This window comes from Imperialibacter sp. EC-SDR9 (assembly GCF_902498805.1).
GTDB lineage: Bacteria > Bacteroidota > Bacteroidia > Cytophagales > Cyclobacteriaceae > Imperialibacter.
The window spans coordinates 49,231-72,123 of record NZ_LR701584.1; the positions used below are offsets into that span (position 1 = coordinate 49,231).

Consider the following 22,893-nt stretch of genomic DNA (forward strand, 5'->3'; position numbering starts at 1 on the left):
ATTCTATTTTGCCCTATTTCCCTTAAATGCTTCCATTGTAACATCCTTTGCTGAGTTGATTCCTTCCTTCATGAAGACCTTTTTGATAGTAAGAAAAAGAATTTTCATATCAAGGCTCAAGGAAACATTATCAACATAATACAAATCAAAAGCGAATCGTTGTTCCCAAGAAATAGTATTTCTTCCATTTACCTGCGCCCATCCAGTGATTCCAGGCCTAACGTCATGACGACGTGCTTGCTGGTCATCATAAAGTGGCAAGTATTGCATCAAAAGAGGCCTCGGCCCGACTAGGCTCATCTCACCTTTCAAAACGTTAAATAATTGAGGGATTTCATCTAAGGATGTTGACCGTACAAGCCTCCCCACTCTGGTTATTCTTTCACTATCTTTAAGCAGATTACCCATGGAATCACGCTTGTCGTTCATGGTCTTAAACTTAATCACTCGGAAAAGCACCCCATTTTTTCCAGGCCTATTCTGAAAAAAAAAAGGCTTGCCTCTATTCGAAATTACAAGTATCACCGAAAGTGAGACGAGCACTGGCGACACTAACACAAGTAAGGTGGTGGCCACACTAAAATCTAATAGTCTCTTAAACAAAAAAACGTACATAGTAACTTTTAAACTAAGGTCTTTTTACCGGTTGTGACAAACAATGGACGGCCATTTACAGTTTCCGCAAGGTGATTCAAGGCTTAAGCGAGAATCTAAGCTGAATACCATGCGGCAATGTCTGATGCATTATTTGGAGTGTACTTTTTCGAGGCGTCTAATGCATTCTTTGAAAGCTGGTCTTTCAACACGTTGTCCAGCATCAATTTTCTAATAAATGAAACAATTTGATCCAAGTGAGACGGCGAAAAAGATTCGCCGACCAAATGTTCTTTAACCAATCCAGCAAGTTCAGAACTCGGGTCGGCAATACATAATAGTGGGAGACCGGCAGACAATAAACTAAATGTCTTGCTGGGCACGCTTAGCAAAGATGCTTCTCTCCCCAAACTCACCACCCCTAAGTCAGCAGCCGACATGCTGTAGGGTAACATATTGACTGGCAGTAGCGACAATAATCGACAATTTTTTAATTTTAATTTTTCAATTTTCTTATCGATCATGTCACGTTTTTCACCGCCACCAATAATAAGCACAAAGGCATCGGTATCCTGTAGTTTCTCGGCAATATCGACCAGGATATCGACATCGTGTGTGCGTCCAAGATTCCCAGAGTACATGATAACAAATTTGCCTGCAAGATTTTGGTCAGTAATGAAAGGGTTTTCCTCCTTTGGTATTTGCTTGAAGAAAAGTCCGTCGGCCCACACATTAACAGTGTCTATGGGCACGCTAGGGTAATATTGAAGTAAATTCTTCCTCATACCTCTGCTGATCGTTATTACCCTTGTGGCTCTTTTGAAAACAATTTCGTGGTATTTTCTCCATTTGCGAACAATGAATGACTCTTCCTCCAACACCTTGTACTCAATGAGAGCGTCTGGATAGATGTCAAAAATCAAAAAACTGAACGAGTTTCGACAAAAGAAAGGAAGCAAGGTGGAAAACGGAGGATTCGTCACCAAAAAAAGATGAGCGTTCCGGTATTTCCACCGAATTAACCAAACAATCTGAATAAAGCCCCAAACCCACGTAAAAATCCTTCTAAATTTTGTGCTGCGATCGTAGGGAATTATTCTTTCTTGTTTTACCTCCTTCTGAAGCGTAATGTTTCGCTCCACCACAATTCCTGAAATAATTGTTCGTTCGTCATAAATCCCCTCAAATGCGTTGACAATGTCGATCATGAGGTACCCAGAGCTTTGATTGATGAAGACTATCTGACTCTTCATTATTGGATCGGCATATAATAAGGTTTATGGAATAGAACCCTGGCAAATAAATTCCACAAATTCGAAAAGTGAACAAGCAATTGTAAAAAAATAATCAACATATACTTAACTAAAAATAGAAATAAAGCTTCGTGCTGCCTTTCTAACTCTTTCATCGTAAGGCTCAAAGATCATCCTGTTGAAATCCGTCCTCTCAGGAAACTCTTTGATAGCTGACGCTAGCTGATTTGGGTTATGTGGGTCAAAAAATACGCCCCAACTGCCAAGTTGTTCCATGTTCACTTCGATATCTGAAGCTATAACGGGGGTTTGCAAGGATATCGCATCTTCAATCACCGTGCTCCATCCTTCAAAAAGACTAGGCTGGATGACAGCCTGTGCATACTTCATGAGGCAAAGCTGCTCTTCTCTCGCAAGAAGCCCCAGAAGAAATACTTGTCCTTGCAACTCGTGGTCAGCGATCAGAGATTTCAATTCGGCAATGTGCGGCATGCTGGTGTCGTCAGGGATTTTTCCCGTCATAACCACAACTGGTTTGCAACCTTCATCTTTTAGCCGGATGAGTGCCTCTAATACAATTTTATGGTTTTTGTGTTTGTGAAATTGGTTGGAGACTAAAAAATAGCTAGCTGGTAACTTGAACTTGTCGGTAACAATGTCCCGACCGGGAAAACTAAAACTATCGATCACTGAAGCAAAATGGAATACATGAAGGTTATTGGCTTTTGAGGCACGGTAAAACCGGTTAAAATCGTCCCGGACGGCCTCGCTTGAGACCACCAGGTCTTTGTTATTCCAAAGAATTAATCTGGTTCTCAGTTCGCTCTCCCATAAATATTTCTTCTTGAAAAAATGCGGATAGTGTTTGTGCTGCAAGTCTGCATACCAGCTCACAAGCTTCACCTTACCTCTGCTTCGCACCGGATAGTCTCTTAGGGGAAATAGGGCGTCAAGAGGATATTTTCTTATTATTGTCTCGACGAACTGATTTTTTAGTGTCAACCAAGAATTAATATAACCTTTGTAAAAGGAAGGAAACTCCCATTCCACAGCTTCCAGGTAAGGATAGTCAATTTCATCGACAAACCTTTTTAGGTCCTTTCGGTAAAAGAGAATAATCCTGGGCTTTTCCTCATCATCCAGCCAATTCAGTATTTTGATTGCATTCAGGATATAGATCAGCCCGCCCATCCAGGTACTTCTGAAATTGTAGATGATTCCTATTGTTTTTCTTTCTGTTGCACCCATTGGTAGTAGCGCCGGAGGCCTTCCTCTAATGTAAATTCGGGACTGTAGTTATAGTTCTCTTTTATTTTTGAAATGTCCGCCACCCAGCGTGATGGGTCGCCCTGTCGTTCAGTCTGCGTAAATCTAATTTGAGGCGGATCAGGGTAATAGGAAAAGAATGTCTCGGCTGCAGACCTGATTGAAGTTTCTATACCGCTAGCCGCATTGACCGCCTCCCCATGAAACTCACCGTGTATGGCTATCAACTCAATAAGTCTCACCAAATCAAGCACATAAATGAAGTCTCTGGTTTCGTTACCCGAGCCAAATAGTTCTACTTTTCGTTTGGCCTTTGACTTTTGATAAAGGTCCCAGAAAATTTGCTTTGTAAGGCCTTCTCCATACGCTGAAAAAATTCGCAAGCTACAAGTGGCCAAACCGAATTGTTCATAGAACTCTCTGCATATCGTTTCACTCATGTACTTGTGATACCCATAGGGGGACAAGGGTCTAGGGATCGCCTCTTCAGCCACGGGCAGGCTTGTTGGGTTGCCGTAGACCGCAGCACTCGACAAATTGATGAAACGACAATTGGGTTGTCTGTCTCTTATCGCATTCAACAAACTAAAGACATTACTGGTATTCAGATAATAATCCCGGCGGGGATTTCTAATTGAGTCGGGCACACTTGCTGCGCCGGAACAATTAATGCACAAATCAAACGCTTGCTCTCTGAACACGCTCTCAAAACCACCATTGGTAGCATCTATGAGAAAGTAGTTTTTAGCGACGTAGTCCACTACCACATCGGCACCGTAGACATGATACCCTTTATTCTCCAAATAGGTCTTTAAGTGCGAGCCAATAAACCCCCTCACGCCTATTATTATCACTTTTTTTATGGTTACACTATCTTTCACTCCCGGGGCACAATAAAATCATAAAATCTTCTTCCAATTACCAAAGGATCAAATTTGTCGACGCTTTTAATTGCTCTTTCACTCATATCCTTTCGCAAACCAGGATTGTCTATTAGTTGCTGAAGGCGCCTCCCAAATAATTTCTGATCAAAAAGTGGGATCAAAAAACCGTTTTGCCCATCTGTAATCATTTCAGCTGGCCCAGCCACACAATCATAGCTCACCACAGGCAAGCCAGCAGCCAGGGCCTCGCCAATTACATTTGGGAAACCCTCTGAGGAAGAGGTAAATGCGAATAGAGACGCCCGGTTATAGTACAATTCCACATCGAGGCGCTTACCGGCAAACTCTACCCTGTCAGCGACCCCCAAACTGACCGCCAACCGCTTCAACCTTTCGAGGTGGTGCTGTTTCAGGTGATCCTCCCCCACAATGACCAACCGCCACTCAGGGGCATTCAATTGCGCAAAAATCGTGATGAGCTGGTCCTGGTGTTTAGTCTGGATGAGCCTTCCCACCATGAGAATTTCTTTTCCCCTTGGCCTGTCGGCAGTTGTAATTTTTCTGATTGGATTCCCTATTACCTCCATCCGTTTAGGTTTGTATATATTGCGATAAATGGAGGCAGCAGTCTCTGTTTGTGCAATCACGCCTGCTGCTGTGGGATAAAGCCATCTTCTGAGTTGGTGTTGCATCCTGCCCAACGGCTTGTCGGGCTGGCTTCTGTCCGACACAAACACCTGCAAACCTGTTCCAAGCGTTGCCAGCAAAACAAAGGAGTTCCAATATTCGCCAAAGCTCAGGGCCGAAGCCGGCTTCAGCTCTTTCAGTATTTTTCTTAAAAAAAACAATGTTCGGACGGTAGAAAAAAAACGGGTACTGTTTTTGAAGTCAAAGGGAGGTAGATGCAATATTACATTTTTAGGCACGGGGTAAAAAATTTCTCTATTGAAACCATAAAGCACCAAATGAATTTCGATCTCTCCTCTGGCAGCAAAGTACGCTACCACCTCCAGCATTACACGCTCCATCCCTCCGGCCTGCAAGCAGTGCGTCACAAAACATACTCTTTTCATTTAAGGAAATTTTTCATTGAAAACTGCCTGATTCTTCTTGCATTATTGCCGTTTTGATCGCTTCAAAAAGCTTAACTGAACCCGCATAGTTCAAATGATTCTCGCTCAACCAATCTGCCCGGGAGTTGAGCAATGGCCCTGCAATGTCACGCCGATTTAGGTTAACAACCTTAAACTTAACACCGGAGTCAAATCCAACATATACATCATCGCAATTATTCTGCTTCCAACTCCAGCAAGGCATTTCAAAAGCAAGAAATTTGATACCACGGTCGGCACATTGTTGGGCTATTGGCTTCAAAAAAGCGTAACCTTTGCTCTGATAGTCTGTTGCGCAGTTGGGGTTGGAGGAATTTTCGAACACAGTACCGTCAGCAACAGTGCGCTCTAGTATGAGCTGCCCGGCTACGACTGAAGAGTTTCGGTGATCCGAAGACAAGAGTTTCTTAAAATTCTCTATAAAAAGCCACCGAAATTTAAACAGGGGGAGCTCCGCCAATTTGAAACGCCACAAACCATAGTAATTCTCAATTATTGGATTGACTACGTACTCCCTGTTGTAGTTAATATGACAACTACTCAAAAAGAACAGTACAAACTCCGGCCGATTATTCCTTGCGAGGTAGTGCTCTAACTGAATGTAATTAGACTCGATAGATGACCCTGCCAGGGAGAAGTTATACGCAGCTCCTAAAGAGTCGGACAGCATTTGCGTATTTACCCCATCGAGTGCTGTGCTATTACCCAATACAAGGATTTCAAATGATTCGTCAGTAAAATTAACTGACTCGTCCGTCTTCCGAAATTCAGCATCTACTTTGCTAAGGGCAAACAAGTACAGCGCATTTACAGCCAAAAAGGCGATCAGAAGGAGGGCTAGAAAGACTCCAAATTTTCTCATCAGAATTGGAAGTAGATAAAGCTCTGTTTCGAAAACTCGCCAAACAGGCAAATCAGTATCAAAAGAGTAAGGGAAGTCAGAAAAGCGGCTCTTTCGCCAGACTTGATCACCTCATTTTTTCTATAGAGGTAAATCCAGCTAAAGAAGAAGAAAGCTGAAAATGAAAAGACTAGTGTGATGATCTGATTGTTCGGAATTACCAGAAGGCGCCCACCGGTCGATGAAAAGACTCCTTTAATGTAGCCCACCGCACCGAGAACCGATTCCGACCTAAAAAACACCCAGGCTAATGTCACCACTGAAAATGTCAAGGCCACTTTTAGCGTATCGATAACCCCAGGCAAAAGCTTCGTTCCGGAGACAAGATCGGCTTTGTATTTTGAATTTGAATTAAGCACAAACGAGGGGATAAACAATAATGCGTGAATTCCTCCCCATGCCAGAAATGTCCAGTTCGCTCCGTGCCAAAGCCCGCTGGTCAAAAACACGACGAAAACATTCCTGATGGCCACCGAACTTCTTACTCTCGACCCCCCCAACGGATAGTAAACATAGTCCCGGAACCATGTAGATAGTGAAATATGCCATCTTCGCCAAAACTCTCCTATGTTCCTTGACAAGTAAGGGAAATTAAAATTACTCATCAGGTCGATGCCAAACAGCTTTGCGGTGCCTATTGCAATGTCGGAATAACCGCTGAAGTCACCATATATTTGGAATGAAAAAGCTATGGCGGCAACAATCAGCGAAAGCGAGTTGTACTCCTCATGCGATCCATACACTTCACTTACCATACCTGCCAGCGCATCAGCAATCACCACTTTTTTAAAGAAGCCCCATAGTATTTGCTCAATCCCCTCAATAGCCTTTGCTGAACTAAAGGTTCTTCTTTTCTCAATTTGTGGAAGGAGATTCGACGCCCTCTCTATAGGGCCAGCCACCAGCTGCGGGAAGAACGATACAAAGGCGGCAAAGTTGACAAAATTCGTTGTTGGCTTTAGTCGTTCGTAATAAATGTCCAACGAGTAGGACATGGTTTGAAAGGTGTAAAAGGAAATGCCAACTGGCAGCACAATATTCATTGTCCAGGGATCCATATAGATGCCCATCTGGCTAAATAGTTCAATCCATGAGCCGACAAAAAAATTGTAGTACTTAAAAAAGCCCAGTAAACCAAGATTGAATACCATGCTGAAAGTGAGCCAGATCTTTTTGGTTTTCTGTAGTGGGGCAGCATCGATCCGAATCCCCGAGATGAAGTCAACAACTGTGCTCAGAAATATGAGCGAAAGGAATCTCCAGTCCCACCAGCCATAAAAAACATAGCTGGTCACCAGCAACAGCACGTTCTGAATTCGCAGACTTTTTCCACATACGAACCAGTAAAGAAGAAAAACCACTGGAAGGAACAGAAGAAACTCTACTGAATTAAATAGCATATCACTTTTACTGCCCTGTCAAGACCTTTGTTTTGACTGTCTGAAGATGTATTCTGAACAACATTCTATAGAAGCTCACGACACAGTTAAACAATACTTGAAAATCCAATAATCAAAATATTAGTCGATTAACGTGATTAACATTATTAAAACCAAACTATTCTGGAACCTCGCCCATAACGGAGTTTAAATATTCGGTCAGCTTCACTGCTCCGCTACCGTTTACATGCGAATTATCATGAAAATCGCCGTATTCTAAAGAAACCTGGGTTAAGTCGATGACGTTTCCCTTGCCGAATATTTTCAAGTAGTCGCTTAAACACCCACTTTTCGGGTATGGCGGAATTATAACAATTATTCTGCAGTTAGTCTGAGCTTCCACTTTGCGAAAAAGCGTGTTGATTCTCAACAGCGAATTTCGATAGATTACAGGAAGCGGAACAAGGCAGTTATCGAACTCTTTCTTAAACGCTTCCAATGAATCTCTATCTGCTGCAGCATTCAAATGGCTTACAGACTTTTCCAATGGTTTCCATCCGAACTTCTGCCTGGCGTTTGGCCCAAAATGGGTAATATCACGGACGACCCTTGCGGTAATAGCTGGCCAGTGCTCAAGCGGGTAGTCGGAATAATTTGCGTAGCGGTATCTGATAAATGTTTCCGAAAAATACCACCATTGCCCATATCCGCTGCTGATCTCGTTCGCCTCCTGAAGATCCAAATATATAGTCCGTCTATCCAGCAAATGATGCTCGTTAAGCTTCATGAGGACGCCGACCGATGCAAAAGCAAATTGCCCCCCTTCAGCCAATATGGTTGATTCCTCGCTTAACAGGGAGTCGATGATGCTCCACTTCAGCTTAGAGCTGCCAATGAAAATGTTCTCTTTTACTTCTCCACTCTCTAAAGCTTGCACCAGATAGGTATTGCTTATTCTGTCGTATCCATAGAAATCAACGAGCAACAGAACTGTAGCAAAAAGGAAAAAAAACATCCCAAACTTTAAAGTTTCCTTGAGGAGACTGCGCAAATTATCTAAAATTGAAAATAGATGAAGTCAGATCCGGACCTGGTCGAATGCGAAGTAATAGAAAGCACTAAAACTGCGTACGAAAAGTATCTTAGCGCTCTGTAGCCTGCCATATCATAATCTATCCTCTTAAAAAAGAAAACCAGCAACTCAATCATTAAAAAGAAGGCGACGTACTTGAATGAGGAGAGGTAGTCGGCCGTAAAATGGAGGGACAGATGCCTTACGTAATCAAATGCTTTCGCCAAACTCTCCGATCTAAAAAAAATCCAGGCAAAGCAAACGATGAGGAAAGTCCATGCTGTTTTTAATGGCATCAGAAAATATGAGTTTTTACCCCTTATCAGCCCTACTTTCTTCTGCTTTAAGTAGAAGGATGGGATGAAGTATAGGGCATGTAAAGCCCCCCATACCAAAAAAGTCCAGTTGGCACCATGCCAAAGTCCACTGACCAGAAACACAACAAAAACATTTCTTATCGCCATTTTTGTCGCCACCCTTGACCCTCCCAACGGGTAATAAACATAGTCCCTGAACCAGGTAGAAAGTGAAATATGCCACTTCCTCCAAAATTCAGCTATCGAAGACGAAAAATAGGGGAAGCTAAAGTTCACCATTAGCTTTATACCAAACAGCTTTGCCACACCAATAGCTATGTCGGAATAACCACTAAAGTCGCAGTAAATCTGAAGTGCAAAGAACAGCGCTCCCAAAACAAGCGTTCCTCCAGCAAAACCAGAGTAGTTAGCGAATATTTCATTTACAGGTTCTGACAATGAATCGGCAATCACCACTTTCTTAAACAGCCCGAAAAGAATTTGCCTCAATCCCTCCACCCCACTTCGATAGTCCCATTTCCTTGCGTTCTCAATTTGGGGCAAAAGATTGGAGGCTCTCTCAATGGGGCCAGCCACCAGCTGCGGGAAGAACGATACAAAGGCGGCAAAGTTGATAAAATTCGTTGTAGGTTTTAGTCGTTCGTAATAAATGTCCAATGAGTAGGACATGGTTTGAAAGGTGTAAAATGAAATACCAACTGGCAGCACAATATTCATTGTCCAGGGATCCATGTAGATGCCCATCTGGCTAAATAGTTCAATCCACGAACCGACAAAAAAGTTGTAGTACTTAAAAAAGCCCAGCAGCCCCAGGTTGAATACCATGCTGACAGTGAGCCAAATCTTCCTTGTATGTCGTTGCTGCGATGCGTCAATCCTCAGCCCTGTGATGAAGTCGACGACGGTACTTAAAAAAATCAACGAAAGGAATCTCCAGTCCCACCAGCCGTAAAAAACATAGCTGGCCAACAGCAACAGCATGTTCTGAAGCCTAAGGCTTTTGCCAAACACAAACCAGTACAGCGCAAAAACGACTGGAAGGAATAGAAGAAATTCTATCGAGTTAAATAGCATAAAACGTGGCTATGGCCACATCAGTTTCTTTTCCCTTTTAATACTAACTCAACCATCCATCCGTAGGGATTGAAAGCTCCCTGATGCCATTTTAATTCATGGTCCCAATAGCCAGGACAGGCATCATAGCCCGAAGGAGCAAAACCATAGTTGATTTCTATCAGCACCGGTTCATTTTTTTGATTGAAAACAAAATCGTAAGCCACACATTGTGCCTTCAATTTGTTGGTATAGGCAAATGCAAGCCTGATGCAGCGTTCATCAAATTCCTCTTTTTCATATTTAAAAAAGCCGCTGCCCGATGCCCTGAAGTCATTCTTCCTTACAAACCGCTTGAGGGCAAATGCTTTCTGATCGATCACGATGATTCGAATATCAAAATCATTGGCCGGAAAAAACTCCTGAAAATAAATGTAGCCCCGTTCTTTGCCCATTACCCTGGCGTAAGGGGGCGAAACAAAAAGTCGTGCGAAGCCTTTTGCGACCTCAAACAGGCTGACCTTGCCCATCCGATACTTACGGTACCGCTCCTTTAAACTTCCCCATGCATCATAGGGGCTGAACCCCTTGCCAAATGCCGTATGAATAAGTTTTATGCATTCCGCATGATTTTTGACCAGGCTTACATTCTGCGATCCTGCCCCTCCCCTGAGCTTAAATACCTTCGGAAACGAGGTGCTGCCTGCCCATTCAAGCGCTTTTGCTTTCTCATAGAACACCCAGGTAGGGGCAAATTCTGGAATCCCGAGCGCTTCCAGCAGGTATTTCTGCCCTACTTTATCGTCGAAATGCCAATTGGTATTGAAATCAGGAAAAACAGTTTTTCCACTTTGCTCAAGAGCGAACAAGAGTTGTTTGGCAAAAAGAATGTCCCGGGGGCTGCCCTGCTGGTGGTGCCATAACAAGGCTTCACAGTCGCTTACCTGCTCCACAATATCGCTGGCATAACAGTCGACCGTTTTGTACTCGATACTATTTGCCTGGCAGTAGGCCATCCAGCGTTGGCTGAACGAATCGTTGGTTTGATGTATGGCTAGCTTCATCACATGTTGTATTCCAGTGCCCAGGCTTCGAAGGCTACCATTACCCATAGTGCCTCCACCTCCTGCGGAGAGATGCCCTCTGGGGCAGATACCCAATGGTTAATTACCTTAGCATTAAAAATGCCCCTTTGCTTAATGGACGGCATAATTTTATCATTGAGATACACCTTGAAGCGTGGATCTGAGAAAAAATCTTTTAGAGGAATTCCAAATCCGCCCTTGGGCCGATAAGAAAAGTTTTCGCCGAAAACCTTACCGGATAGCTCTTTCAAAGCAAACTTGGTTTGCTCTCCTTTTGCCGTTTTTCGTACCAATTGATCCTGGGGTATCTTAAAGCTATCCGCTACCAGGTCATTGTCCAGAAAGGGTACCCGGTTCTCGATGCTGTGCGCCATCGACATTTTGTCCTGCCTCATCAGCAAATCAGGCAAATAAGTTAATATTTCATATTTGACTTGTTTATCGAAAGCAGAACCGCTTAAGGCAGCATAGGTTGTTCTTCTGGCAGAAAGCGCTGACTCAAGGTCAAACCCTGGCTTTAATACAGCAGCCTGTTCTAAAGCCATGAAAGAGGATCCCATGATAGCCCTGTAGTCGCCTCCCGAATAGGCCAAAAGATGTTTCCATAAACTTCCTTTGTTTTTCCGAAGGCTCCGAAATAAGGTTTCGGGCTGATAGGGGTGTGTGACAGCAGCGAACCGATCATACCCTCCGAAAACCTCATCAGCTCCCTCACCGCTGAGCAGCACTGTCACATACTTTTTTGCCTCTTGCGACAGCAAGTAAATACCAATCGTGTTTGGGTGGTTGAGTGGTGCTTCGAAATGCCGGGTAGCATGTTCAAAATGCTGCAGGTAGTACGATGGATCCAGCTTAAATTTGTGAGCCTTCAGCCCCAGAAGGTTCACTACCTGATCGACATACGGTTCCTCATTGAAATGGACATTGTCGAAAGTGATAGAAATAGTCTCCAGAAGGTCGTCTTGCTTTATCTCTCTGGTAAAATAGGTAACCAATGATGAATCGATTCCTCCAGACAATTGGCAGCCCAGTTTAACGTCACTTAACAGCTGTCGTTGCACGCTGCACAACAGGGAAGATCGTAAGTCTTCCATCACTAGAGCAGAATCGGTGGAAGGGCTCCTATGGTATTCGTTGATGGAGAAGAACTTTTTGACATAACTTTCCGTCGGTGTATACACCAGGTAGGTTCCCGGCTCCACACCCTGCACACCCTCGTATAATGTTCTGTTGATCGTGTTTCTGAACAATAAATATTCATCGACCAGTGTGCTGTTCAGCCTCGCTTTGAATTCGGGTAATGCCAGGAAGCTCTTAATTTCAGAAGAAAAAGCAACAAGACCACCCGCCTCAAAAATATACATGGGCTTGATGCCAAATCTGTCCCGGGCAATATATAGCTCCTGCTTTCGAAGGTCGATCAACACGATAGCGAACATGCCATTGAGCTTTTTGACCATCTCGTCGAAGCCGTCCCGTAGGTACAGATTTAGAACCACCTCTGTATCCGACATACTTTTGAATGTGAAACCGTCTTTTTGCAGACCGCTTTTAAAATCGAAAGCATTGTAAATTTCGCCGTTGAATGCCAAAATGACCTGGCCGTCGGCACTGCACATAGGCTGATGCCCATTGGCCGAAAGGTCAAGGATACTAAGCCTGTTAAATCCCACGATGCCTTCATAGCTTTCCTCCACCTGCTCCGTTTTTTCATTAGAAAACTCCCGGGAAGTCTTGGAGCGGATGGAAAAAGTGCGAACCCCGCTATCGTCAGGCCCTCTGTGCTTTTGCTTTTGAAGCATAGCCAATACTGTAGAGGTATCGCTAATGTGCTTCCCTGATCTATAAAAATACCCTGCTATACCACACATGCCTGTCTGTTTCCTGTAAAAGTCGCCGGCTAATCGGCTATTTATTATTCAATGCATTCAATAATACTTCCCTGTGCGACTCACACCTGATCAAATTGGTCATCAGTCTTTTCTTTCTGGACGAGTTGAGCGAGGGTATCCAGCCTTTGAACCGCAAGCCCGGCAGTATACGTCCCGCATAGGGCTCAAGCCACGTGAGCATGAGATTGGCCAGTGTGTCGGCATGCTGCACAAATGCTTTTTCCAAATATTCATCGTCCTGAATAAAGGTGTTCAATTTTTCTACGCTGTCCATTAGTTCCGACAATCGGTCTCCGGCCAATGGGTACACTCCAGGCTTGGTTGAGTTTTGCTCCACATAGGCCGTTTCATAGCCCACGGGTTTCCCCTTCTCAAAAAGCAATTGCGGAACCATGCCCAAATTCCACGGAGAGTCAGCTTTGCCAGGCCAATCGAAACAAAAATTGCCCAGGCTATAAAAGATGGGTGCTTCGTTATATACCTCGAAGCCCGAAATAATATGTGTGTGGTGGTTGATCACAGCGCTGGCTCCTGCGTCTACCAAAAACCTGAAAAGCTTTTTCATTCTGGGGCTAGGCAAAGGATAGTGTTCGTGCCCGCCATGAGAGATCACAATGACAAAGTCCGACTTCTCTTTTGCGTACCGAATTTGATTATAAATAGCAATCTCATCCAGGGGATTCACCCCTGCTCCGGCTCCATGTGTGGTCGACCATTCATTCTCAGCAAAGTTGATAATGCCGAAGGTAAGCCCCTTTATTTCCACAAAATGCGGGGTGGATGCTTCCTTCAAGTTACAGCCAGCACCCAACCACTGAATATTCCGTGCTTTTAGTGCGCTGAATGTATTTGTCATTCCTTCCTCTCCATAGTCGAGAAAGTGGTTGTTGGCTGTGACAACCAGCCTTATACCGAGAAAAGTAAGGATATCAGCAGTATCCGGATGGCATTTCAGGTGTGGCCCTGTCTTTACTATTCCCTGAGATGATGTGGTCAACGGGCATTCAAGGTCAGCGATGGTCAGGTCGTTCTTGCTCAGTTCGACACGAATCTCTTCGAAATATAGCTGCCATTCACCCTGATGGTAAGCTTTTTCTATTCTTTCCTGCGGGCAAAAATCACCAGTGAATCCTATTTTAACCATCGTTTTTTGCCATTTGATCAGCCAGCTGATCGGTGAACATAAATTTTACTTCCGGCCATTTTTTCACCACCGCCTTCATCAACCTGCTGAGCTCCCTCAACCCTCTGTCCCGGTTCTTTTCTTCAATGAAGCCAATATAGTTGACCCTGTGGGAGCAGATGACGGCAGGCTTGTGGAAAGCAAAAGCAGTACCGATCTCGGCCAAGCAGCTATCTACCCAGTCTTTAGCCGGATTCATTGTTGGTTCAAAAAAACAGTTGCGTACGTTGTAGCGGGGGCACCCACTTTGGCGCTCACCAAAAAAATGAATCTTGTCCGTATACTGATCAAATAGCCCTGTTGGTACAAGCTGCCTTCTCGTACTCTGCAGCATGTCAATACCCATTTTTGAAAACTCAGCGTCAAGCGCAGGGTCCCAATTGTAGCAGGGAGCGATGAAGGACTTTGAACGAAAGCCAAGTGTTTTCTCAAACATGTCAAGCCCGTCGGCGATGATTTCCCGATGCGTAGCAATGTCATCCCGGTGATCCCAATCGAAAGCTTCCATGAAGCTATAGTCCCCCGCTCCCGAAAATGTGGTACGCTGATCGAAGCAAAAGCGCACCTTGTCGTCTCCGGACTGTAGTCTCTTCATCCACCGCTTGATATTAAGATGTTCCCGGCCGTGAAATTGTGGTCGGAAAATGTCAGACATCATCGCTTGTTGCCATTTGGCAAAAGACTTACCGTGCTGAGGGTATTTCTCAAGCGTCGTGGTGAAGGGCTCGAAGTGATATCGTTCGAAATTGTCCTGCCTTATCTTATCAAAATCAGGGTTGGCCATGATGGAATTGCCAGTTACCTTCACTGCCTCTCCATCGCTGTTTCTCACATCCTGCAGCACATTAAAAAGGAGGTCAAGATCCTGCTCGCTGGCCAGGGCATCGTGCCGGTAAATGCTCGATGATAAGTCCATGCCGGCAGCCTCAAACTTTCTCAATACCTCCATCGATGGCGTCCGGATGGCTCCCCAATCGTCTGACTCAATGACTAAAATCTTGTCTTTCAAACGAACGCCGGCGGCGTTTACCCGGGTAGCGTTTATTCTCGATTTCCATCTTTTCAGTAAAGTGGTGGGATAGCCTGCCATTGCCTTCAAATTATTTTGTTACACCGTCGCCATCCATCAGCTGCCCCAGCTCTGTGGAGGTCATAAATTCAACCTCGGGCCAAACTGAAATTATCTGCCTTGCAAGCTTGCGAAACGCCGCCAGGCCATTTTTTCGATTTGATTCATTTAACCCTCCTGTAAAGTTCACTCTGTGGGTGCTTATGACAGCGGGTTTTTGCCAGCGAAATGCAATTGATATATCATTCAGGCAGGATCCAACCCAATCGATACCGGGAATGCTCGGTTCAAAAAAGCAATTGCGGGTGATGTATGATTGCCCCCATTTGTTTTTCCTGCCTAACCACCGGAAGTTTCGCTTCGTGAGTCCACCACCCAATGGTTCAATTTGAATTTTTGGTGACGAAATGTATTGAATCCCTTCGCTTGCTATAATTTTCTCAAGCGAATTGTTCAATGGGCCATTTGGGGGAACAAAATAGCTTGCCTTATAGCCCCACTGCCGCTGGAACAAATCCAGTCCACTCCGCAAAATCTCACTTTGGCCTTCAATGTCACTTGCCAACTCAAGATCAAACGCAGCCTGATACATCACGTTAAATCGATTTTTGTTGGTATAGCCCCAGACGCCGAGGTCAAATGCCTGCCTTGTCTCCCGGTCGTTTTCCTGCAAGGCCCTCATCCATGCGGCAACATTCAGGTGTTCCCTTCCATGAAACTGAGGAACAAATATTCCCTTGTTAATTCCCTCCTTCCACAAATCCAGTGCGCCACTTAATCCAAAGCGGCTGAACGTAACAGGTAGCGTCTCAAAAAAATACTGGCTGAAACCAGACTCCCGGATTTTTCCAAAATCAGGATTGGCTGTGAGGCTCACCGGCGTGAATACCATTGGCCTTCCATTGCTGTCATTAACACTCAAAAGAACCTCAAAAAGTTCGGATAAATCCGCTGCCGAAGCCAGCGTGTCATTCTGATTATACCTGGCAGAATCGCCTGATTCCATGTCAAGTCCGCCAGCCTTGAGCTTTTCAAGAATATCGAGAGAGGGCATCCTAACACTTCCCCAGTCGTCGGACTCGATAATCACGATCTTCCGGCCGGTACGCCAGCCTGGCAGATTCGATAAGTTTCTCAGAAGTTTCCCTATCAACTTAATTGAACAATGAAATGATGGATATGTGAACGTCTATCAGCAAGGCAAAAATTGGATTCCCCAAAACGCTCATAACGGTGATCGTTTCCAGCGAAATCCGGAGGCTTACTATCAGGAACAGAAAAAGCATGGGATAGCTGGCATATCTAAACCAGAACCGAAACTTGTCGGGCTCAGCCGTTTTCAAATAGAGAAACATGAAAGCAAAGGCAAATATCTGCCCTATACTAAGGAATCTACCACCTGAAGGTACTAGTGATGCGATATTACCAAAAATCAAAATAATCAGCGAAATGGCAAACAAGTCTTTGAGGTAGGGGTAGGCGACCAGGTTCTTAACCCTTCTAAAAAAAATAAACGAGAAAAAAACGACGATTGTCCAAACAATCACTTTTCGATAGTAGATGATATGAAAACTTGCGCCTTGCATTGTTTCATTTACTTTGTCGATGTATACCTCGCCGGTATAACTTTGAACCCTGGGAATTAAAAATTCGGGCGAATAAGCCATGAGCACATTGCGGAGCGCCCCAATGTTTAATTCCGAAATGGCAAATGAAAATACATAAGCATAGTAGAGCAGCGGCCAACCCAGGCGCAAAAACCGGAAACAAAAAAACAAAACCACTGGACCAACAAACGAAAAATGAAAAAGTACTGATATCAATATGAAAATGTAGCCACTTCGCTTTTGGTACAGAATATAGTTAAGCACGCCAAAGGTAAAAACATGGGCTGCTGTCCACATTCTTACGCCATTCATATGCCAAAAGGGAATTATTAAAGCAAATGATAAAAAGATTATCCATAAAAAAGTAGTCATTTGCCCTGGTACAAACCGAAGGATCATCCAAAGATTTCTTGAATAAAAATAACCAAACACCACCCCAAACACTGCAAAAAGCAAGTCGCCACTCTCTGTAAATCGGGACATAAAAAAGATCACTGTAGGCTCATATAAATCCACCTGCGCACCCTCCTCTGTGTAAAACCCCCTGGCAAAACTTTCCCAGCTGCTGGAATAATAATTGTTCTTAAGCCGTTGAACATAGCGGCTCGAATCCATGCCCTCCGGCTTGGCCATAGTGAAGCCGTAAAAAATAACGAAAAGCCAAACCGCATTCACCGACCATCTTTCGTGGTTGTACTTGAATGCGTGCAAAAAACCTAAAAATGGATTCAGCAAAAAAAACAGAAAGGTGTTATCTTTCTCCCGTCTCATCGATAAGGTTTAAAAAAAGCTGCGCTACATTTTCAATTCGGTACTGTTCTCGGTCGGCTACTACATATGAGTTGCTGAAGTCCCGATCAAGAAATGACAAGACATCGGCGGGCCTGAGCTGTCCAGTCACCACATTTAGGATAGGCTTGCCTAAAATAGCATAATCAATGAGTTTGCTAGGCGTTTGCGATGTTCCTATGTTGGTAAAATTAACAACAAAGTCCATTTTTGAAAACTCATGCATCAGTTCGGTTCGGCCCACTACCTGGTGTATCAAAATACTTTTTGAGTTGGCAGTATAGGGCAACACCCATTGAGGTGTGCTGGTGTAAATGTGGAATTCAAACTGATACCTCTCCTCGATAGACAGTAGAAATTCAATCAATTCTTTAGGGTCTCTTTTTCCAGGAATAAACATACCTCCATAGCCAAAAATTACTTTTTCGGATGGCTTGAAATCAGCCATTTGATAGTCTTCAAAACGGAAACCCTGAGGAATAACCCTGATTTTGTGACGAAACTCCGGGTAGTATCCGCCGATGGACCCCTGAGTGGGCACGCTCAGGTAATCTGCTTTTCGGCAAAACCATTTCTCGACCCACCCAAAGTAAAAGGGCGCTTGGAAAGTGTCGTTCTCCTGCCCCATATAGGGGTCGCCACAGTCAGCAACCCAGGTGGCTGCTACCGGATGCTTACTACTTCTGAACCAGGCCACCCCCCAGTGGATCGGATAAGGCACAGCCACAGAAATCAAGAGATCAAAACCTGACTGGCTGGCAAGTGCCTTCCTGACAAGGAAAAGGAGTTGAATATTTGGGTATTCCAATAGCAACGTTGTGAGGCGAACCACCACCCTCGAAACAAGCCTCTTTAATCCCGTTCCTGACACCACAGGTTTGGGCCACGACATTGGCCCCATGTCCTGAAAGCTAAAACCATGCCTCGTGGAAAATTGCTTTACATCGCCCCGGTCATGTGAAATAACTTTTACCTCATGGCCTTGCCTGGCAAACTCTTTGGCTAGCTCAGTTGCCCTGAACGACCGGGGTGAAATCTCCGGGTAGAACCCATTGGAAACGATCAGTATCTTCTGCTTATGCATGCAACCTGATCAGCTGCTCCACAATTCGCCCGGCTGCCTTCCCATCCCACAACTCAGGAATGCCCCCCTTTTTCCAGTTGCCCGCAAACAAACGACCGAGCGCCTCGCCAATGGCTTTTGGCCCGGTCCCTAACAATTCATTGGTGCCTATCGTCACCGTTTCGGGGCGCTCGGTGCTGTCTCTCAGGGTGAGGCAGGGCACCCCCATGACGGTTGTTTCCTCTGTGATGCCTCCAGAGTCGGTAATCACCGCTTTGCTGTGCTGCACCAGATAGTTGAATTCCAGATAACCCAGCGGGTCAATGATGTGCAGGTTTTCAGGCAGGGCACCCAATGACTGAAAAATGGATTTCGTGCGTGGATGGATGGGAAAAATGATCGGTAATCCCCGGGTGTTAGCAATAATTGCCTCTATCAACTGTATCAGCTTCTGCCCTTCATCCACATTGGATGGTCGGTGTAGCGTTAACATGAGGTATTGCTGCTTTTGCAGCCCGACCTCCTCCCATACAGGCGGTTGCCTGAATCTTTGTTTGTTGGCCAGCAGCGTGTCGATCATCACATTGCCTACAAAAAAGATATTGTGTTCGGCAACCCCTGCTTTCAGCAGGTTGCTATTGGCCGTTGTGCTTGTGGTAAAAAAATAATCGGTAATGCTATCCGTCACCATTCTGTTAATTTCTTCGGGCATGGTGAGGTCAAAAGACCTGATGCCAGCCTCCACATGTGCGACCTTAACTCCCTGCTTTTTTGCAACGATAGAACAAGCCAGGGTAGAAGTTACATCGCCTACCACAACGACTAGATCCGTCGGGTGCAGAATCAAATCTTTTTCAAAAGCAATCATGATCGCTGCTGCCTGTTCTGCCTGAGATCCGCCGCCACACCCCAAATTCACATTTGGCTCAGGAATGTTCAACTCCTGAAAGAAGGTGTCACTCATTTTGGTGTCATAGTGCTGTCCGGTATGAATCAACCTGAATTGTATCTTTTTCCTTCCATCCTGATCATTGTTCTTCTGTATTGCCTGTATAATAGGGGCAATCTTTATGAAATTCGGTCTTGCGCCCGCAATAATTGTAAGTTTCATTTACATTCTTTAAGAGTGTAGGTATTCGTTAACCCCATTCTGAAGCCTTGAGACTACTTTGTCTGACGAAATCTCGGCGATTAATATCTTGCGATTATATTCAATTTCAGGCAGGGACAGTGGTTTGAATGCTTCCCTGTTTTCTGCATTCAAATCGCTCTCCACTGAAAAAATAAGGCACCCGATTCTTTGCAGGAAGGAATAAAGGATGCTCTCCTCGCTCAGGTAGACCTTGCATCCCAAATATATCGTCGACAGAATATTTCCTATACCTTGCTGCCGATAGTGATTCATGATAACAATACTGCAAGACGATAGTATCTCGTTATAGCTTTCGATCGTCAAAAACTTTGTCAGGGGATGAAAAATATCCGGAAACTGCTGGTACCCAATTCCACTGATAGCCTTCACATATTGTGGATCTCCGTAACTTAAGGGGGTAATCAGTTTTCTTCCTGTCAAATCAAAGTTCCGTAGCTTTTCAAATACCTCTAAGTGATTATTGGTATAAGATGCGGAATTGCCTATCAATATATTCTCTCCACGAGGCGGCACAACACTTGCTCCCTTACCTTTGCCAATAAAATACTCTATTGGGTAAAAAGTAAAAGGTAAATAGTAAGCTCCATCTGCCAATTTTTGGCGATTTTCCAGGTATTCGAACTCCTCCTTCAATAGGGAAGCACAGCATTTTATCCTTCCAATTGATCTGGCAACATCTTTCAGTTGCTCCTCCACCGATACCTCGGAAATGGCCAGTCTTTTGTACTTTACTCTTCTATAAATTTTCCTCAAGAAATCCGTAAGACTCACTTTTCTTTCTGAGCGCCCCCGCAGATTTGTGGTTAAGCTTCCAAACAAATCGCCAGTATAAATGTGTTGGTTTTGATACAGCTCTGCTCCCAATATGAGCCACACAAATTTTTCAGGTTTATCAAACCTCTCAATCAAAAGTGCTACACTATGAGTAATTCCATGGAGAACCACCAGGGTGTGTTGTTCACATACTTTCAATAACAGCTCGACTTCAGACCCGTCAATAACAACTATTGTGAGGTTTGAGGCCTTCCTGATATATCTTATGTTTTGTGCCCCGGGGGGGACAAGCACATAAAATTTATTTTGCCCGGGAAAGGCCAAATCGAAAGAATGAAAGGCTCCATCTATGAACTTTTCATCCTGGCAAATGTGGGCAATTGAAATATCCTCAATAGCCATTGAATTCAGCGATAGATTTCACGATAAACTCCACTTCTTTGGTTTCCAGCTCATTATAAAAGGGAAGTCTAAGCAGTGTGTCAGCATATTCATCGCTCTTTTCAAGTTTCGCTCCTTTGTACTTCCCTTTAAAAAACGGACTCTGATGCAGGCTTAGGTAGTGGAAAACTGATAAGATACCTTTTTCTTTAAGAAACTGAATAAGGCCTTGCCTATGCTCAAAATCGGGACATAAAATATAAAACATATGCGCATTGTTGCTGGCATAAGTGGGGATGATGGGTGTTGAATAAATATCATTCAATCCGGAAGAGCTAAAAAGCTCCAGATAAAGCTGCCAAAGTGCGTGCCGTTTGTTTTGGATGTCCCTGAGGTGCTCCAGCTGAGCATATAAGAATGCCGCTGTTACTTCGGAAGGAAGAAAAGAAGAACCGATATCGACCCATCCATATTTATTCACTTCTCCCCTGAAAAATGCCGATCGATTGGTGCCTTTTTCCCAGATAATTTCCGATCTGGCAGCAAACCTCTCATCATTTACCACTAGCATACCCCCTTCGCCGGCTATGATGTTCTTGGTCTCATGAAAAGAAAAGGCCGACATATGCCCTATAGAGCCGAGGGGTTGTTTTTCTCCATGCTTGTTCGTGTAAAAAGAATCGATTGCCTGTGCGGCATCCTCAATCACAATCAGGTTGTATTTCGTTGCCAAATCCATTACCGTATCCATGTCACATGAAACCCCTGCGTAATGAACCGGCACAATAACCTTTGTTTTAGGCGTGATGAGCTTCTCGATGTCAGCTTCATTTAATCCCGGGTGATCCGCTCTGGAGTCAGCGAAAACAATGTTTGCTCCCCTCAATGCAAACGCATTGGCGGTTGACACAAAAGTGTAGGATGGGATGATAACCTCATCACCTGGCTGGATGTCGGCAAGTATGGCAGCCATTTCAAGGGCATCTGTGCAGCTGGTCGTTAGCAGGCATTTTTTAAAATGGTATTGGCTCTGGAAAAAGTCGTGGCACTTTTTTGTGAAATCTCCGTTTCCGGAAATTTTCCCAGAATACACCGCCTGATAAATGTAGTGAACTTCCTTACCTGTCAGGTAAGGCTTATTAAAAGGGATAGTTATCGTCATTTAAACCTATATCTGAAGTTTTTCGGAAAGCTCAACGGCTGCCCGTCGGCGCCAGCAATTTTATTAATTTTCAGAAGTCCTTCTCCACAAATAACCGTCGGCAACTCGCCGTCCTTAAATAGCACTTTACCAACGCCTCTGTTTTCAACAAAGTAGGGCTGAGCGACTTCAGCTTCAACTATGATTATTTCCTGATCTCCCAAAGTGGCCCTCGCTCCTTTATATGGATATCCTACTGCGTCAATGAATCGTTTTATCTTATCCGAGGACTCTTGCCAGCAAATTCTGTAATCCTCCTCATCCCGCCAAACTGAGTACGTAGCCTCTTCTTCGTTCTGTTTCAAATGATGCAGCCCCTGTGCGGCTTTTATAGCATTTAGCAGATCCGAGAAAAGAGAAGCATATCCTTCTGACACTAGTTCAATCGCCTCCTGGATCTTGATAGGGTAGTCAATTCTGCTGCGATATTGACTTATTATTTCTCCCCTGTCATAATCGTCTGAACCCAAAAGACATGTTACTCCTATCTCTTTTTCGCCGTTGATCAGTGCAGAAACCAGTGGGTTAAATCCACGGTACTTAGGCAATAGCGAGTCATGGAAAACGATCAGCTCCTGATTATCAGATACCTTCACCATCCACCTCCACCCGATAGCGACAACGTATCTGGAACTCTCCAGCAGCTGCTGGCTGCTCGTCCGTGTCGAAAACCTCAATCCATTGGCTTCACAATAGACTTGAATCTCCCTTGAATAATCGTTGACAACTCCTTTGTCGCTACCAACCACAACACCGTTAATAATGCCGAGGTTGTTCGGATCGATTGCCTTCAGGCACATCAGCCCCTTCAGGCCAATAGCCAGAATGGTAACTTTCTCTTGGAGTGTCGCTTGTGGCTGCATTT

General features: G+C 44.4%; 20 protein-coding genes. All 20 read right to left on the reverse strand.

Annotated elements, in window-relative coordinates; genetic code table 11:
* Positions 1-3: 3 nt before the first annotated feature.
* Positions 4-615 (reverse strand): sugar transferase, encoded by a 612-nt coding sequence (locus GC130_RS12985; protein ID WP_151998752.1) that lies wholly within the window; start codon positions 613-615, stop codon positions 4-6.
* A gap of 95 nt (positions 616-710) precedes the next feature.
* Positions 711-1,847: a glycosyltransferase family 4 protein gene (locus GC130_RS12990; RefSeq protein ID WP_151998753.1), complete on the reverse strand. Its 1,137-nt coding sequence runs from the start codon at positions 1,845-1,847 to the stop codon at positions 711-713.
* Between the two features lie 105 nt (positions 1,848-1,952).
* The gene (locus GC130_RS12995; protein ID WP_151998754.1) at positions 1,953-3,095 is read right to left on the reverse strand and encodes a glycosyltransferase family 1 protein; all 1,143 of its coding nucleotides are present in this window, start codon (positions 3,093-3,095) and stop codon (positions 1,953-1,955) included.
* Entirely contained in the window at positions 3,068-3,967 is a 900-nt protein-coding gene (locus GC130_RS13000) for an NAD(P)-dependent oxidoreductase (protein ID WP_236582971.1), read from the reverse strand. The genes GC130_RS12995 and GC130_RS13000 overlap by 28 nt, the downstream gene beginning before the upstream one ends.
* A 23-nt stretch (positions 3,968-3,990) precedes the next feature.
* The gene (locus GC130_RS13005) at positions 3,991-5,070 is read right to left on the reverse strand and encodes a glycosyltransferase (protein WP_151998755.1); all 1,080 of its coding nucleotides are present in this window, start codon (positions 5,068-5,070) and stop codon (positions 3,991-3,993) included.
* A 13-nt stretch (positions 5,071-5,083) separates the two neighbouring features.
* On the reverse strand, positions 5,084-5,971 hold the full coding sequence (locus tag GC130_RS13010) for a hypothetical protein (protein ID WP_151998756.1): 888 nt from the start codon (positions 5,969-5,971) through the stop codon (positions 5,084-5,086).
* Entirely contained in the window at positions 5,971-7,410 is a 1,440-nt protein-coding gene (locus tag GC130_RS13015; protein WP_151998757.1) for an MBOAT family protein, read from the reverse strand. Before GC130_RS13015 ends, GC130_RS13010 begins: the two co-directional genes overlap by 1 nt.
* Positions 7,411-7,567: 157 nt before the next feature.
* Complete coding sequence (locus GC130_RS13020; RefSeq protein WP_151998758.1) at positions 7,568-8,404, reverse strand: hypothetical protein; 837 nt, start codon at positions 8,402-8,404, stop codon at positions 7,568-7,570.
* Positions 8,405-8,445: 41 nt separating this feature from the next.
* Positions 8,446-9,852: an MBOAT family protein gene (locus GC130_RS13025; protein ID WP_151998759.1), complete on the reverse strand. Its 1,407-nt coding sequence runs from the start codon at positions 9,850-9,852 to the stop codon at positions 8,446-8,448.
* A gap of 20 nt (positions 9,853-9,872) precedes the next feature.
* On the reverse strand, positions 9,873-10,895 hold the full coding sequence (locus GC130_RS13030; RefSeq protein ID WP_151998760.1) for a RimK family alpha-L-glutamate ligase: 1,023 nt from the start codon (positions 10,893-10,895) through the stop codon (positions 9,873-9,875).
* Entirely contained in the window at positions 10,895-12,787 is a 1,893-nt protein-coding gene (gene asnB / locus GC130_RS13035; protein WP_151998761.1) for an asparagine synthase (glutamine-hydrolyzing), read from the reverse strand. The genes GC130_RS13030 and asnB overlap by 1 nt, the downstream gene beginning before the upstream one ends.
* Positions 12,788-12,824: 37 nt before the next feature.
* Positions 12,825-13,952 carry a CapA family protein gene (locus tag GC130_RS13040; protein WP_151998762.1) on the reverse strand — a complete coding sequence of 376 codons (1,128 nt, stop codon included), beginning with the start codon at positions 13,950-13,952 and terminating at the stop codon, positions 12,825-12,827.
* A complete protein-coding gene (locus GC130_RS13045) occupies positions 13,945-15,081 on the reverse strand; it encodes a hypothetical protein (protein WP_151998763.1) in 1,137 nt (378 codons plus the stop codon). Before GC130_RS13045 ends, GC130_RS13040 begins: the two co-directional genes overlap by 8 nt.
* A 10-nt stretch (positions 15,082-15,091) precedes the next feature.
* The gene (locus tag GC130_RS13050; RefSeq protein WP_151998764.1) at positions 15,092-16,213 is read right to left on the reverse strand and encodes a polysaccharide (de)acetylase; all 1,122 of its coding nucleotides are present in this window, start codon (positions 16,211-16,213) and stop codon (positions 15,092-15,094) included.
* A gap of 1 nt (position 16,214) precedes the next feature.
* Positions 16,215-17,438: an EpsG family protein gene (locus GC130_RS13055; RefSeq protein WP_151998765.1), complete on the reverse strand. Its 1,224-nt coding sequence runs from the start codon at positions 17,436-17,438 to the stop codon at positions 16,215-16,217.
* A complete protein-coding gene (locus GC130_RS13060; RefSeq protein WP_151998766.1) occupies positions 17,419-18,540 on the reverse strand; it encodes a glycosyltransferase in 1,122 nt (373 codons plus the stop codon). The genes GC130_RS13055 and GC130_RS13060 overlap by 20 nt, the downstream gene beginning before the upstream one ends.
* Positions 18,533-19,630 carry a non-hydrolyzing UDP-N-acetylglucosamine 2-epimerase gene (gene wecB, locus GC130_RS13065; protein ID WP_151998767.1) on the reverse strand — a complete coding sequence of 366 codons (1,098 nt, stop codon included), beginning with the start codon at positions 19,628-19,630 and terminating at the stop codon, positions 18,533-18,535. Before wecB ends, GC130_RS13060 begins: the two co-directional genes overlap by 8 nt.
* 9 nt (positions 19,631-19,639) lie before the next feature.
* Complete coding sequence (locus GC130_RS13070; protein ID WP_151998768.1) at positions 19,640-20,848, reverse strand: TDP-N-acetylfucosamine:lipid II N-acetylfucosaminyltransferase; 1,209 nt, start codon at positions 20,846-20,848, stop codon at positions 19,640-19,642.
* Positions 20,838-21,989 carry a dTDP-4-amino-4,6-dideoxygalactose transaminase gene (gene rffA / locus GC130_RS13075; protein ID WP_151998769.1) on the reverse strand — a complete coding sequence of 384 codons (1,152 nt, stop codon included), beginning with the start codon at positions 21,987-21,989 and terminating at the stop codon, positions 20,838-20,840. The genes GC130_RS13070 and rffA overlap by 11 nt, the downstream gene beginning before the upstream one ends.
* On the reverse strand, positions 21,986-22,891 hold the full coding sequence (locus GC130_RS13080; RefSeq protein WP_151998770.1) for a methionyl-tRNA formyltransferase: 906 nt from the start codon (positions 22,889-22,891) through the stop codon (positions 21,986-21,988). The genes rffA and GC130_RS13080 overlap by 4 nt, the downstream gene beginning before the upstream one ends.
* Between the last annotated feature and the right edge of the window lie 2 nt (positions 22,892-22,893).

Bases quoted from the DNA above. Each gene is read 5' to 3' on its own strand.
- GC130_RS12985 (WP_151998752.1), bottom strand. From the start codon at position 615: ATGTACGTTTTTTTGTTTAAGAGACTATTAGATTTTAGTGTGGCCACC.
- GC130_RS12990 (WP_151998753.1), bottom strand. From the start codon at position 1,847: ATGAAGAGTCAGATAGTCTTCATCAATCAAAGCTCTGGGTACCTCATG.
- GC130_RS12995 (WP_151998754.1), bottom strand. From the start codon at position 3,095: ATGGGTGCAACAGAAAGAAAAACAATAGGAATCATCTACAATTTCAGA.
- GC130_RS13005 (WP_151998755.1), bottom strand. From the start codon at position 5,070: ATGAAAAGAGTATGTTTTGTGACGCACTGCTTGCAGGCCGGAGGGATG.
- GC130_RS13010 (WP_151998756.1), bottom strand. From the start codon at position 5,971: ATGAGAAAATTTGGAGTCTTTCTAGCCCTCCTTCTGATCGCCTTTTTG.
- GC130_RS13015 (WP_151998757.1), bottom strand. From the start codon at position 7,410: ATGCTATTTAATTCAGTAGAGTTTCTTCTGTTCCTTCCAGTGGTTTTT.
- GC130_RS13020 (WP_151998758.1), bottom strand. From the start codon at position 8,404: ATGTTTTTTTTCCTTTTTGCTACAGTTCTGTTGCTCGTTGATTTCTAT.
- GC130_RS13025 (WP_151998759.1), bottom strand. From the start codon at position 9,852: ATGCTATTTAACTCGATAGAATTTCTTCTATTCCTTCCAGTCGTTTTT.
- GC130_RS13030 (WP_151998760.1), bottom strand. From the start codon at position 10,895: ATGAAGCTAGCCATACATCAAACCAACGATTCGTTCAGCCAACGCTGG.
- asnB (WP_151998761.1), bottom strand. From the start codon at position 12,787: ATGTGTGGTATAGCAGGGTATTTTTATAGATCAGGGAAGCACATTAGC.
- GC130_RS13040 (WP_151998762.1), bottom strand. From the start codon at position 13,952: ATGGTTAAAATAGGATTCACTGGTGATTTTTGCCCGCAGGAAAGAATA.
- GC130_RS13045 (WP_151998763.1), bottom strand. From the start codon at position 15,081: ATGGCAGGCTATCCCACCACTTTACTGAAAAGATGGAAATCGAGAATA.
- GC130_RS13055 (WP_151998765.1), bottom strand. From the start codon at position 17,438: ATGAGACGGGAGAAAGATAACACCTTTCTGTTTTTTTTGCTGAATCCA.
- GC130_RS13060 (WP_151998766.1), bottom strand. From the start codon at position 18,540: ATGCATAAGCAGAAGATACTGATCGTTTCCAATGGGTTCTACCCGGAG.
- wecB (WP_151998767.1), bottom strand. From the start codon at position 19,630: ATGAAACTTACAATTATTGCGGGCGCAAGACCGAATTTCATAAAGATT.
- GC130_RS13070 (WP_151998768.1), bottom strand. From the start codon at position 20,848: ATGGCTATTGAGGATATTTCAATTGCCCACATTTGCCAGGATGAAAAG.
- rffA (WP_151998769.1), bottom strand. From the start codon at position 21,989: ATGACGATAACTATCCCTTTTAATAAGCCTTACCTGACAGGTAAGGAA.
- GC130_RS13080 (WP_151998770.1), bottom strand. From the start codon at position 22,891: ATGCAGCCACAAGCGACACTCCAAGAGAAAGTTACCATTCTGGCTATT.